Source organism: Mesorhizobium sp. B2-1-8, assembly GCF_006442545.2.
Taxonomy (GTDB): Bacteria; Pseudomonadota; Alphaproteobacteria; order Rhizobiales; family Rhizobiaceae; genus Mesorhizobium.
Map to the genome: position 1 here is coordinate 465,776 of NZ_CP083952.1, position 13,200 is coordinate 478,975.

Consider the following 13,200-nt stretch of genomic DNA (forward strand, 5'->3'; position numbering starts at 1 on the left):
CATTCTTGCCGAAACCGGAGGACTTTTAAGATGAGTATTGCCCGCCTGCAGAAGGAAACGCTGACCAACCTGCCCTTCTACGAAGAGCGCGTCGATCTCGCCTGCGCCTTCCGTTGGACGGCGCGGCTCAACATGCACGAAGCGGTGGCCAATCATTTTTCGCTGGCGGTCAATGATGACGGCACAAGGTTCCTGATGAACCCGAACCAAGTGCATTTCTCACGCATCAAGGCGAGCGACCTGATCGAAATCGACGCCAACGATCCCGACACGCTGTCAGGCCCCAATGCACCCGACCCGACGGCATGGGGCCTGCATGGCGCCGTCCATCGCAATGTGCCGCACGCGCGCTGCGTCATGCATGTCCATTCGATTCACGCCACCGTGCTGGCCTCGCTTGCCGACTCGACTCTGCCGCCGATCGACCAGAATTCGGCGATGTTCTTCAACCGTCACGTCGTCGACGCGCATTATGGCGGGCTGGCCTTCGAGGAAGAGGGCGAGCGCTGCTCGCAGCTTCTCGCCGACCCCAAGGTCAAGGTAATGGTCATGGGCAACCATGGCGTGCTGGTCATCGGCGACACCGTCGCCGACGCCTTCAACCGCATGTTCTATTTCGAGCGCGCCGCCGAGACCTACATCAAGGCGCTGTGGACCGGCCGGCCGCTGCGCATGCTCTCCGACACGATCGCCGAGAAGGCGGCGAGCGAGATGGACGATTATCCAGGCCAAGCCGAACGTCATCTCGCCGAGTTGAAGGCGATCCTCGACGAACAGGAGCCGGCGTACCGGAACTGAGACCTACAGTCCGAGTTGAGCCCGCAATTCCGCGGCGTTGTTGATGACGATGGCCCCGGGCGGTCCATCCATCGGCTTTTCAGGCCAGAAGATGGTCTTCATCCCCGCTGCCAGGCCCGCCATGGCGCCCGGCCAGCTGTCGTCGACCGCGACGGCGTGTGCGGGATCGACGTCGGCCAGATAGGCGGCACGCAGGAAAGGCTCGGCGTGCGGCTTGCCTTCCCGCACGTCGTTGCGGCTGATCGTCTTCATGCCGGGATAGGTGAGGCCGACCATGCGCAGGTTGGCGTCGACGATCATCCGGTCCGAATTGGAGACCACCGCCTGCTGAATGCCGAGCGCGCGCAATTCGTTGAAGACCTCGATCGCGCCCGGGCGCGGCTTCAGTCCTTCGACCAACGGCAGGTAATGCTCATATTTGTGAACGATCCATTCGTCGAAGGGCAGTTGCAGCCCGAACTCGCCGCGCATCATTTCGTAGACCGGCCAGGCGGCGACGCCGAGCACACGCTCGTGCAGATCGTCAGGCGGCGTGAGGCCGGCATTGCGCATCGCTGCAATGAGGGCCGCCGCGTGCAGCGGTTCGCTGTCGACCAGCGTGCCGTCCATGTCCCAGAAAACCGCCTTCGGTGTCATGCAGCGCTCCTTTTTGCGATCCCTTAAAGGGTTTGCGCCGGGAGATAAACCTTTGGCGGGCATGGAACATGCCTTCTGGTGGAAACGGAACCGGCCGCGCCTGCTCCCGCCTGATGTTGCCGGAGAGAACCTCCGCTGTATCGGCGCAAGCATTTGCTCTCAAGATTGACAATTGCGCAGGCAGCCATTCCCTGCGAAAGTGATACGGACCGCCCGATGATCGGCGGGTTCGGGAGGCAGGACGTGAATACCCGGCAGGATGGCGGCAGCAATAGGCTGGACGACGCGGCGCGCGCCGGCTGGCTCTATTATGTTGCCGGCAACACACAGGACCAGATCGCCGCCACGCTCGGCATATCGAGGCAGACGGCGCAGCGGCTGGTGTCGCTGGCGGTGTCGGAAGGCTTGATCAAGGTCCGCGTCGATCATCCGATAGCCAACTGCCTCGACCTTGCCGCGCGGCTGAAATCGCGCTTTGCGCTCGATCTTGTCGAGGTGGTGCCGAGCGACCCCAATTCATCCTCCACCACCATCGGCATCGCCGAAGCGGCGGCCGCCGAGATCGAGCGGCGGCTGCGATCGCCGACGCCGATCGTCATGGGCATCGGCACCGGACGCACGCTGAAGGCGGCGATCGAACAATTGCCGCCGATGGAATGCCCGCAGCACAAGGTGGTGTCCTTGACCGGCAACATCTCGCCGGACGGTTCGGCCGCCTTCTACAACGTCATTTTCACCATGGCCGACAGGGTCAAGGCGCGATCCTTCCCGATGCCGCTGCCGGTCATCGCGTCCTCGCCGCAGGAGCGCGAAATGCTGCTCAACCAGCCGATGATCCAGCCGACGCTGGCGCTTGCCGCCGAGGCCGATGTCACCTTCATCGGTATCGGCGACCTTGGCCCGAAGGCGCCGCTCTACGAGGATGGCTTCATTTCCGAAAGCGAGCTGAAAGCCTTGCAGAAAGCCGGCGGCGTCGCCGAAATCGTCGGCTGGGTGTTCGATCGCGAAGGCCGCATGATCGAAGGCATCACCAATGACCGGGTGTCGTCGGCGGCGCTGCCGTCACGTGAGAAGTCGCTGGTCATCGCGCTTGCCATGGGCGAGCGCAAGCTGCCCGGCATCCTGGCGGCCGTCAACCGCCGGCTGGTCAACGGGCTCATCACCGACGAGCGCACGGCGGCCGCCCTGCTGGCCAGCATTTGACGGCTTGGCGATAAAGCCGGCAAGGCTATTGGTGCCGGCCGAAAGGGTCGTTGCCGTCGAGAAAACCGAGGTCGCGCTGCAGATGCGGCGACAGGTCCCTGATGTCGAGATGCGCCCTTTTTCTGGGCGCGAACCAGCTAAATCCGTCCGCGAGCCACGAAATCCAGCGATGATCGGGAGCGGGAGTGCATTTTTGCTGCGCCATGGTCATGATCGTCAACCTTCGTTATCCTGAACCCGAATGATGGGTTGAGCATCAATGTCGGCCTTGCCGGCCGCCTTTGCCAATCGAACGTCGATAACGACCCATAAGGAGGCTTTATGCCTGACCTCAGCGCGCCGCAGGTTTCGCAACTGCCTCCTTTGCAGGCGATCCGGGTGTTCGAGGCGGTGGCTCGGCATCTTTCCTTCACCAAGGCCGCCGGTGAACTCGCCATGACGCAAGCGGCGGTCAGCTATCAGATCAAGGTGCTGGAGGAGCGTGTCGGCGCACCGCTGTTCCTGCGCCGACCGCGACAGATCGAGTTGACCGAAGCCGGCCAACGCCTGGCGCCGGCTGTCAGCGAGGCCTTTGCCATTCTTGGCCAGGCCTATGCCGCCGCGCGCGGCGGCGCGGACGGGTTGTTGTGTATCACCACGGTGCTGACCTTTGCCTCCAACTGGCTGGCGCACCATCTCGGCGCGTTCCAGATCGCGCATCCGTCGCTTGCCGTGCGGCTCGAGACGTCGAGCCGGCTGACGGATTTCGCCCGCGAGGATGTCGACCTCGCCATCCGTTCGGGCGGCGGCAAATGGCCAGGGCTGGAAGCCCACAAGCTGCTCGATGCCGACTTCACGCCGATGCTGAGCCCCAAGCTCGCGGCGAGCATCGGTGGCATCAACGAACCGGCGGATCTGCTCAAGCTGCCGATCCTCGATCCCAGCGATATCTGGTGGACGCAATGGTTCGAGGCCGCCGGCGTGCACAGCCACGACCTTGCCAAGCGTCCCGGCAGCAGCATGGGCGCGCAGGCCTATGAAGCCAACGCGGCCATATCGGGCCACGGCGTGGCGATCCTGACCAGGGCGCTGTTCAAGGCCGAACTCGCCGACGGCCGGCTGATCCAGCCGTTCGATCTGGTCGGCGACGACGGGCACGCCTACTGGCTGGTCTACCCCGAGGCGCGCCGCAACGTGCCCAAGATCCGCGCCTTCCGCGATTGGCTGCTGGCCGAGATCGCCTGCTGACCGGCAGACAAGCAGACCAAGACCCGCCAAGAAAACCACATATCGTTTGAGAGGCTTTGGGCGCCGTCCCCTGGACTCCAGGTGGCGACAATCCGAGCCCTGACGCCAACCCTCATCGCCATTTTGCCGATCGCGTGCTGCGCTGCAGCAACGAATCCGGCTTGACATAATTAAGACTAAGTGAGTAATTGCTCACAGCCAAGGCAAATGCTCATCTTGGTTTATGGGAGGAATTTGATGAAACTTCGCACGCTCACCCTGGGCTTGTTGTCCGCCAGCGCGCTTGCGTTCGCCGCACACGCCGAATCCATCACCATCGCCACCGTCAACAATGGCGATATGGTCCGCATGCAGAAGCTGACCGACGACTTCACCAAGGCCAACCCCGACATCCAGCTCAACTGGGTCACGCTCGAAGAGAACGTGCTGCGCGAGCGCGTCACCACCGACATCGCCACCAAGGGCGGCCAGTATGACGTGATGACGATCGGCACCTACGAGGTTCCGATCTGGGCCAAGCAGAGCTGGCTCTTGCCGCTCGACAAGCTCGGCGCCGACTACGACGTCAAGGACATCATCCCGGCCATCGCCGGCGGCCTATCGGTCGACGGCAAGCTCTATGCCGCGCCCTTCTATGGCGAAAGCTCCTTCGTCATGTACCGCAAGGACCTGATGGAGAAGGCTGGGCTCAAGATGCCCGACGCGCCGACCTGGGACTTCATCAAGCAGGCCGCCGACAAGATGACCGACCGCGCCAATGGCGTGAACGGCGTCTGCTTGCGCGGCAAGGCCGGCTGGGGCGAGAACATGGCCTTCCTGACCGCCATGTCGAACTCGTTCGGCGCTCGCTGGTTCGACATGGACTGGAAGCCGCAGTTCGACCAGCCCGAGTGGAAGAACACCCTGCAATTCTATGTCGACCTGATGAAGGCCGATGGCCCCGAGGGTGCGTCCTCCAACGGCTTCAACGAAAACCTGGCGCTCTTCCAGCAGGGCAAGTGCGGCATGTGGATCGACGCCACCGTCGCGGCGTCCTTCGTCTCCGACCCGAAGAACTCCACCGTCGCCGACAAGGTCGGTTATGCCTTGGCTCCCGACAAGGGGCTCGGCAAGCGCGGCAACTGGCTGTGGGCCTGGTCGCTGGCCATCCCTGCCGGTACACAGAAGGCTGATGCGGCCGAGAAGTTCGTGTCGTGGGCGACCAGCAAGCACTATGAGGAGCTCGTTGCATCGAAGGAAGGCTGGGCCAACGTTCCTCCGGGCACGCGCTCCTCGCTCTACGCCAATCCCGAATATCAGAAGGCGGCTCCGTTCGCCAAGATGACGCTGGACTCCATCAACGCCGCCGACCCGACGCATCCGACCGTCAAGCCGGTGCCCTATGTCGGCGTGCAGTTCGTTGCCATCCCTGAGTTCCAGGGCCTTGGCACCACCGTCGGCCAGCTCTTCTCGGCGGCTCTCGCCGGTCAGTCGAGCGTCGACGATGCGCTGAAGCAGGCCCAGGACGCCGCGACCGCGACAATGACCGAAGGCGGGTACATCAAGTAAGGCTCCTCCCGGTGCCGAATGCCGGCCAGCTCGCTGACCGGCAACGGCCGCCCGAAACCCAGTTCGGGCGGCCGTCTTCAACGCCTCTGAAATTCTGTTCGATCCTTGAAGGGTGACCGTCATGGCTACTCAGCAGACCCGTTCGCTTGCCCGATTCATGATGGCGCCATCCGTGGTGCTGCTGCTGGTCTGGATGGTTGTTCCGCTCGCTCTCACCCTGTGGTTCTCTTTCCAGCAATACAATCCGCTCAATCCGGTTCGCGATGGCTTCGTCGGCCTCTCGAACTACGCGCTGTTCTATTCCAACCCGGCTTTCCTGCAGTCGATCCTCAACACGCTTGTCCTGGTGGTCAGCGTGCTGCTGATCACGGTGATCGGCGGCATCCTGCTGGCGCTGCTCATCGATCAGCCGATGTGGGGCCAAGGGATCGTGCGCATTCTCGTCATTTCGCCGTTCTTCGTCATGCCGCCGGTGGCAGCACTGGTGTGGAAGAACATGATCATGCACCCGCAATATGGCGTGTTCGCCGACATAGCGCGCTTTTTCGGGGCGCAACCGATCGACTGGTTCGGGCAGCATCCGATGACGGCGATCATCATCATCGTCGCCTGGCAGTGGCTGCCTTTCGCGACATTGATCCTGCTCACCGCGCTGCAGTCGCTCGACGCCGAGCAGAAGGAAGCCGCCGAGATGGACGGCGCCGGCTTCATCAGCCGCTTCATCTATCTGACGCTGCCGCACATGTCGCGGGCGATTACCGTGGTCATCCTGATCCAGACGATCTTCCTGCTCTCGATCTATGCCGAGATCCTGGTCACCACCAATGGCGGCCCCGGTTACGCCTCCACCAACCTGCCTTTCCTCGTCTACCAGAAGGCGCTGCTGGAGTTCAAAATCGGCCAGGCATCCGCGGGCGGTGTGATCGCCGTCATTCTCGCCAACATCGTCGCCTTCTTCGCCATGCGCGCCGTCGGCAAGAACCTGGACAAATAGGGGGAGACGATGGCACGTGCGCTGAACCACCCCCACTCCGTCCCGCTGCGCGGGACACCTCTCCCTCTGCCCGGGGGAGAGGAAACGGCTGCATCGAAGCTGCGTCCTTCCTCTACCCCGTCGATCGGGGGAGAGGTGGTTTGCGCAGCAAACCGGAGTGGGGGTCGACCCTGCCGCCACCATTGCCGATACGGGAGAACCTGATCATGGCACGCGCAGTCACCACCCGGCACAAGACGATCGCGACCGTCGCCGCCTGGATCGTCGCCCTGCTGATCTTCTTCCCGATCCTCTATACGATCATCACCTCGTTCAAGTCGGAGCAGGAAGCGATCCAGGGCTTCAACCTGATACCGTCCGGAACCTTCGAGAGCTATGCCGAAGTCCAGGCGCAGAGCGGCTATTTCAAGTTCTTCCTGAACTCGGTGCTGCTCTCCGTCGGCTCGACCATCCTGGCACTCCTGGTCGCCATTCCGGCGGCATGGTCGATGGCGTTTTCGCCGACCAAGCGAACCAAGGACATCCTGATGTGGATGCTGTCCACCAAGATGATGCCGGCGGTCGCCGTGCTGTTTCCGATCTACCTGATTTTCCGCGATCTCGGCCTGCTGGACTCGCGCATCGGCCTGATGGTCATGCTGATGCTGATCAACCTGCCGATCGTGGTGTGGATGCTCTACACCTACTTCCGCGAGATCCCCGGCGAGATCCTGGAAGCGGCCCGCATGGACGGCGCGTCGCTGTGGAACGAGATCATCTACGTGCTGACGCCGATGGCGGTGCCGGGCATCGCCTCGACCATGCTGCTCAACATCATCCTGGCCTGGAACGAGGCGTTCTGGACCATCCGGCTGACGACCACGGACGCAGCTCCGCTCACCGCCTTCATCAGCTCCTTCTCCAGTCCGCAAGGCCTGTTCTGGGCCAAACTTTCGGCGGCCTCGACGCTGGCCATCGCGCCGATCCTGATCATGGGCTGGTTCAGCCAGAAGCAGCTGGTGCGCGGCCTGACCTTTGGTGCGGTGAAGTAACGAAAATTGCCTGAAGCAATCGGCGAAAAATAGCTCTCCGGGAGGAAACCATGGGAAACATCACCCTCAAGAACGTCTCCAAATCCTTTGGATCGACGTCCATCATCCCCGGTCTCGACCTGGTGATCGAGAATGGCGAGTTCGTCGTCTTCGTCGGCCCGTCTGGCTGCGGCAAGTCGACATTGCTGCGGCTGATCGCCGGCCTCGAAGACACCAGCGGCGGCACCATCAACATCGACGGCCGTGACGTCACCGGCGAGGCGCCGGCCAAGCGCAAGCTCGCCATGGTGTTCCAGTCCTATGCGCTCTACCCGCATATGACGGTGGCCAAGAACATCGCCTTCCCGCTGAAGATGGCCGGCGAGGATCAGGCGACCATCGACAGGAAGGTGAAGGACGCGGCGCGCGTGCTCAACCTCACCAACTATCTCGAACGCCGTCCCGGCCAGCTCTCCGGCGGCCAGCGTCAGCGCGTCGCCATCGGCCGCGCCATCGTGCGCCAGCCCTCGGCCTTCCTGTTCGACGAACCGCTGTCCAACCTCGACGCCGCACTGCGCGGCACCATGCGGCTCGAAATCAGCGAACTGCACCACCAGCTCAAGACGACGATGATCTACGTCACCCACGACCAGGTCGAGGCCATGACCATGGCCGACAAGATCGTCGTGCTCAACGCCGGCAATATCGAGCAGGTCGGATCGCCGATGGAGCTCTACAAGACGCCGCGCAACCTGTTCGTCGCCGGCTTCATCGGCTCGCCGAAGATGAACCTGCTCGAGGGCGCGCCGGCTGACAAATACCGCGCCAAGACGATCGGCATCCGGCCTGAACATATGCAGATCTCGACGACGGCCGGCGACTGGAAGGCGACGGTCGGCGTGGCCGAGCACCTCGGCTCCGACACGTTCCTGCACGTTCAAGCTGATGGCGTCGGGCCGCTGACGGTGCGCGCCGACGGCGAACTGGCGGTCCGCCATGGCGACACCATCTATCTCACCCCCGACAAGTCCAAGCTGCATCGCTTCGGCGCTGACGGAAAAGCGATGGCCCAGTGAAGGATGGGACGGTGAGGCTGCAAGATAAATCGGCGCTGATCACCGGGTCGGCGCGCGGCATCGGCAGAGCCTTCGCCGAAGCCTATGTGCGCGAGGGCGCCACGGTGGCGATTGCCGATATCAATCTCGACGCCGCGCGCAAGACCGCGGCTGAAATCGGCGACCATGCCTATGCGCTAAAGCTTGACGTCACCGACCAGGCATCCATCGATGCCGCGGTCAAGGCGGTGGAGAGCAGGACCGGCGGTCTCGATATCCTGATCAACAACGCCGCTCTGTTCGACCTGGCGCCGATCGTGGAGATCTCTCGGGCAAGCTACGATAAGCTTTTCTCTGTCAACGTCGCCGGCACGCTGTTCATGCTGCAGGCGGCAAGCCGCTCGATGATCGCGCGCGGCAAGGGCGGCAGGATCATCAACGTGGCAAGCCAGGCCGGGCGTCGCGGCGAGCCGCTGGTCGCGGTCTATTGCGCCACCAAGGCCGCCGTCATCTCGCTGACCCAGTCGGCCGGGCTCGACCTGATCAAGCACCGCATCAACGTCAACGGCATCGCGCCCGGCGTCGTCGACAGCGACATGTGGGACGAGGTCGATGCCCTGTTCGCCAAATACGAGAACCGGCCGAAGGGCGAAAAGAAACGGCTGGTCGGCGAGGGTGTGCCGTATGGCCGCATGGGCAGGCCGGAAGACCTCGCCGGCATGGCCGTGTTCCTCGCCAGCGACGAGGCAGAATACATCATTGCCCAGACCTACAATGTCGATGGCGGCCAATGGATGAGTTGAAAGGGATGAATTGAGGGGGAAGGCGCTTTTCTCTTTTCCTCCGGAGAAGGCGCCGCGGGGGCGGGTGAGGGGCAGCATACTGGAAACCAGGTGCGGCCCCTCACCCTCGCCCTCCCGAAGGAGGCGAAACAGTCGGGCTGCAAATCGGCCAAAGGGTAAAGCAGATGACCGTGAAACTCTCTTCCTCCAGCCTCGCCAGCCTTCCGTCCAAGGTCACAGGGCCGAACTATGACCGGTCGGCGCTGAAAGCCGGCATCGTGCATTTCGGCGTCGGCAATTTTCACCGCTCGCATCAGGCCGTCTATCTCGACGACCTGTTCGGTCAGGGCATCGGCCATGACTGGGCGCTGGTCGGCGCCGGCGTCTTCGACGGCGAGAAGATCGGCCGCGGCAAGCTAGAGGGGCAGGACTGGCTGACCACCGTGGTCGAGCAGGACGAAGGCCACATGAGTGCCCGCGTCACCGGCGCGATGATCGATTTCCTGATGCCGGGCGACGCAGCCGTCATCATCGACCGGCTTGCCGATCCGGCGATCAGGATCGTATCGCTGACCATCACCGAAGGCGGCTATTTCATCGACCCGGCCTCCGGCGTCTTCAATCCGACCCATCCCGACATCGTCGCCGACGCGCAGCCGGGCGCCACACCAAAGACCGTGTTCGGCATCATCCTGGCTGGACTGGTGCGCCGCCGCCAGGATGGCATCGTGCCGTTCACGGTCATGTCCTGCGACAACATTCCCCACAACGGCCATGTCACGTCGGATGGTGTGATCGGGCTCGCCCGCCTGATCGACGAGGACCTGGCGAGTTGGGTCGGCGACCACGTCGCCTTCCCGAACGCCATGGTCGACCGCATCACGCCGGCGACCAGCGACCGCGAGCGCAGGATCCTCGCCGACGATTTCGGCCTCGAGGACAATTGGCCGGTGTTTTGCGAGCCGTTCCGGCAATGGGTGCTGGAAGATCATTTCACCGATGGGCGCCCACCGCTGGAAAAGGTCGGCGTGCAGTTCGTCAGGGATGTCGCCCCTTACGAGCTGATGAAGATCCGCATCCTCAATGGCGGCCACGCCACCATCGCCTATCCGGCCGGGCTGATGGACATCCACTTCGTCCATGAGGCGATGCAGGAACCGCTGGTGCGCGGCTTCCTCGACAAGCTCGAACATGACGAGATCATCCCGACCGTGCCGCCGGTGCCGGACACGGTGCTGGAAGACTATTACCAGCTCATCGAGAAACGCTTCTCCAATCCCAAGATCGGCGACACGGTGCGCCGCCTCTGCCTCGACGGCTCCAACCGCCAGCCGAAATTTATCATCCCGACCATCGCCGATCGGCTGAAGGCGGGCAAAGGCGTTGCCGGTCTGGCGCTGGAATCGGCGCTGTGGTGTCGCTACTGCTTCGGCACGACGGACAGCGGAGCGGTCATCGAGCCCAACGACCCGAGCTGGGACCGGCTGCAGGCAACGGCAAAAGCGGCAAAGGACGCGCCCGCCGCCTGGCTTGCGATGGACGATATCTATGGCGATGTCGGCCGCGCCACCGCCTTCGTCGAGGCCTTTGCCCACGCGCTCAACGCACTCTGGGCCAATGGCGCGCGCGCCACGCTGACGCGCTACCTCGCCGGCAAGCTCTGAGAGCCAGCCGGCACCATGACGCCGGACCTGGTCATCTTCGACTGCGACGGCGTGCTGGTCGACAGCGAGGTGCTCTCCGTCTCCGCCCTGCTCGGCATGATCGACCTTGCCGGCGGCAGTCTCAGTGAAGACGCCGCCTACGAGCATTTCCTCGGCAAGAGCATGAAGAGCGTGCGCGAGATCCTTGGCCGCGACTTCGGCCTGGAGATCACCGAACAGCATCTCACCGCCATGCGCGTCGACCTCATGCGAAAGTTTCGCGAGGAGCTGAAGCCGATCCCTGGCGTCAAGGAGATGCTGCCGAAGCTCGGCCTGCCGTACTGCGTCGCCTCTTCCGGCACGCTGGAACGGATTCGTTACGCGCTCGACGTCACCGGCCTGCTCACGCTGATGGAGCCGCATCTGTTCAGCGCCGCCATGGTTGCCAGGGGCAAGCCGGCACCGGATCTTTTCCTCCACGCCGCTGTCGCCATGCGGGCGCAACCGCGAAACTGCCTCGTCATCGAGGACAGCCCGACCGGTGTCGCTGCGGCGCGCGCGGCCGACATGCGCGTCTTCGCCTTCACTGGCGGCGCGCACGCCGGCAATCCGGGATTGAAAGCGCGGCTTGCGTCGACCGAACCGGACTCTATATTCGCTGACATGCTGCAATTGCCCGATCTGATTGCAGGCCTGGGAGCGAGAGTTAGAGCATCTTGACGAAACAGTTTGTCTGCGCGGTCGATGTCGGCACCGGGAGCGCTCGCGCGGGTATTCTCGACGCCAGTGGCGCGTTGCTCGGCCGTGCCGAGCGGCCGATCGCCATGAACCAGCCGAAGCCCGATCATGCCGAGCATGATTCACGCGATATCTGGTCCGCTGTCTGCGCCGCCGTGCGTGCCGCACGGGAAAAGGCCGGCGTCGCGGCCGAGGATGTCGCCGGCATCTCCTTCGATGCCACCTGTTCGCTGGTGGTGCGTGACAGGCAAGGCGGCCAGCTCAGTGTGTCGACCACCGGCGACAAGCGCTGGGACACCATTGTCTGGCTCGACCACCGCGCCATTGCCGAGGCCGACGAATGCACGGCGAGCGGCCACGAGGTGCTCAACTATATCGGCGGCGTCATGTCGCCCGAGATGGCGACGCCAAAGCTGATGTGGCTGAAGCGCAATCTGCCCGGCACCTGGAATGAAGCCGGCTATCTATTCGACTTGACTGATTACCTGACCTGGCAGGCGACCGGCTCGCTGGCGCGCTCACAATGCACGCTGACGGCCAAATGGACTTATCTCGCGCACCAGGAAACCGCGTGGCAGCGTGATTTCTTCGAACTCGTCGGCCTTGACGATCTTTTCGAGCACGGCAATCTGCCGGAGCGGGCCAGCGCGGTCGGCACCGATATCGGCCCGTTGACGGCAGAGGCAGTGGCGGAACTCGGCCTGACAGAAAACTGCCGCGTCGGCGCGGGCGTCATCGATGCCTATGCCGGCGCGCTTGGCGTGCTCGGCGGCTTTGCCGGCGACGACCGGAATATCGGCCGCCATCTGGCGCTGATCGCCGGCACATCGAGCTGCGTCATGGCGATGTCGCCCGACCCGCAGCCCTTCGCCGGCGTCTGGGGCCCCTACTATGGCGCCGCACTGCCGAAGCTCTGGCTGTCGGAGGGCGGCCAGTCGGCGACCGGGGCGCTGCTCGACCACATCATCCGCTGGCACGGCGCCGGCGGCGAGCCAAACGCCGCCATGCATGCCAGGATCGCCGGGCGCGTCGCCGAACTGCGCGCCGCCGAGGGCGATAACCTTGCCCCCCGGTTGCACGTGCTGCCGGATTTCCACGGCAATCGCTCGCCGCTAGCAGATCCGCACGCGGTCGGCGTCGTCAGCGGTCTAACGCTGGATTCCTCTTTCGACAGTCTGTGCAAGCTCTACTGGCGCACCGCCGTCGGCATTGCGCTCGGCGTGCGCCATGTGCTGGAGGCGCTGAACGAGAACGGCTATCTGATCGACACGCTGCACGTTACCGGCGGCCACACCAAGAACCCGCTTTTGATGGAGCTCTACGCCGACGCCACCGGCTGCACGGTGGTCGAGCCGCTGGCCGACGAGGCGGTGCTGCTCGGTACCGGCATGGTGGCGGCGACCGCCGCAGGGCTTTTTCCTGATCTCAACGCCGCCTGTCTTGCCATGCAGCAGGGCGGCAAGACACGCGCCGCCAACCCGGCAGCTAGCGGCCGCTTCGATCGCGACTACCGGATTTTCCTCGAAATGCATCGGCAGCGGCAAATGCTCGACGCGATCCGGTAGA

General features: G+C 63.8%; 13 protein-coding genes. 11 read left to right on the forward strand and 2 right to left on the reverse strand.

What is annotated here, in order from left to right; all coding sequences use genetic code 11:
* Positions 1-30: 30 nt before the first annotated feature.
* Positions 31-798, forward strand: a complete 768-nt coding sequence (locus FJ970_RS02190) for a class II aldolase and adducin N-terminal domain-containing protein (RefSeq protein WP_140757319.1) — start codon at positions 31-33, stop codon at positions 796-798.
* Positions 799-801: 3 nt separating this feature from the next.
* Here FJ970_RS02190 and FJ970_RS02195 read toward each other — a convergent pair whose 3' ends face one another.
* Positions 802-1,434, reverse strand: a complete 633-nt coding sequence (locus FJ970_RS02195; RefSeq protein WP_140757320.1) for an HAD family hydrolase — start codon at positions 1,432-1,434, stop codon at positions 802-804.
* Between the two features lie 243 nt (positions 1,435-1,677).
* Between FJ970_RS02195 and FJ970_RS02200 the strand changes: the two genes are divergently transcribed.
* The gene (locus tag FJ970_RS02200; RefSeq protein WP_140757321.1) at positions 1,678-2,637 is read left to right on the forward strand and encodes a sugar-binding transcriptional regulator; all 960 of its coding nucleotides are present in this window, start codon (positions 1,678-1,680) and stop codon (positions 2,635-2,637) included.
* Between the two features lie 25 nt (positions 2,638-2,662).
* On the opposite strand, the gene FJ970_RS02205 is transcribed toward FJ970_RS02200, so the two are convergent.
* Positions 2,663-2,848 (reverse strand): hypothetical protein, encoded by a 186-nt coding sequence (locus tag FJ970_RS02205; protein WP_140757322.1) that lies wholly within the window; start codon positions 2,846-2,848, stop codon positions 2,663-2,665.
* Between the two features lie 110 nt (positions 2,849-2,958).
* On the opposite strand from FJ970_RS02205, the gene gcvA reads away from it, so the two are divergent.
* The 9 genes from gcvA to FJ970_RS02250 all read left to right on the forward strand — a co-directional run bounded on the left by gcvA (position 2,959) and on the right by FJ970_RS02250 (position 13,199).
* Positions 2,959-3,864 carry a transcriptional regulator GcvA gene (gene gcvA, locus FJ970_RS02210; RefSeq protein WP_140757323.1) on the forward strand — a complete coding sequence of 302 codons (906 nt, stop codon included), beginning with the start codon at positions 2,959-2,961 and terminating at the stop codon, positions 3,862-3,864.
* Positions 3,865-4,101: 237 nt separating this feature from the next.
* Complete coding sequence (locus FJ970_RS02215; protein WP_140757324.1) at positions 4,102-5,412, forward strand: ABC transporter substrate-binding protein; 1,311 nt, start codon at positions 4,102-4,104, stop codon at positions 5,410-5,412.
* A gap of 121 nt (positions 5,413-5,533) precedes the next feature.
* Entirely contained in the window at positions 5,534-6,406 is an 873-nt protein-coding gene (locus tag FJ970_RS02220) for a carbohydrate ABC transporter permease (protein ID WP_140757325.1), read from the forward strand.
* 206 nt (positions 6,407-6,612) lie between these two features.
* Complete coding sequence (locus FJ970_RS02225; RefSeq protein ID WP_140757326.1) at positions 6,613-7,437, forward strand: carbohydrate ABC transporter permease; 825 nt, start codon at positions 6,613-6,615, stop codon at positions 7,435-7,437.
* A gap of 50 nt (positions 7,438-7,487) precedes the next feature.
* The gene (locus tag FJ970_RS02230; protein ID WP_140757327.1) at positions 7,488-8,492 is read left to right on the forward strand and encodes an ABC transporter ATP-binding protein; all 1,005 of its coding nucleotides are present in this window, start codon (positions 7,488-7,490) and stop codon (positions 8,490-8,492) included.
* Between the two features lie 11 nt (positions 8,493-8,503).
* Positions 8,504-9,274 (forward strand): L-iditol 2-dehydrogenase, encoded by a 771-nt coding sequence (locus FJ970_RS02235; protein ID WP_140757328.1) that lies wholly within the window; start codon positions 8,504-8,506, stop codon positions 9,272-9,274.
* 164 nt (positions 9,275-9,438) lie between these two features.
* A complete protein-coding gene (locus FJ970_RS02240; RefSeq protein WP_140757329.1) occupies positions 9,439-10,917 on the forward strand; it encodes a mannitol dehydrogenase family protein in 1,479 nt (492 codons plus the stop codon).
* A gap of 15 nt (positions 10,918-10,932) precedes the next feature.
* Complete coding sequence (locus FJ970_RS02245; RefSeq protein ID WP_140757330.1) at positions 10,933-11,616, forward strand: HAD family hydrolase; 684 nt, start codon at positions 10,933-10,935, stop codon at positions 11,614-11,616.
* A complete protein-coding gene (locus FJ970_RS02250; protein WP_140757331.1) occupies positions 11,613-13,199 on the forward strand; it encodes an FGGY-family carbohydrate kinase in 1,587 nt (528 codons plus the stop codon). Before FJ970_RS02245 ends, FJ970_RS02250 begins: the two co-directional genes overlap by 4 nt.
* The last annotated feature ends 1 nt before the right edge of the window (position 13,200 follow it).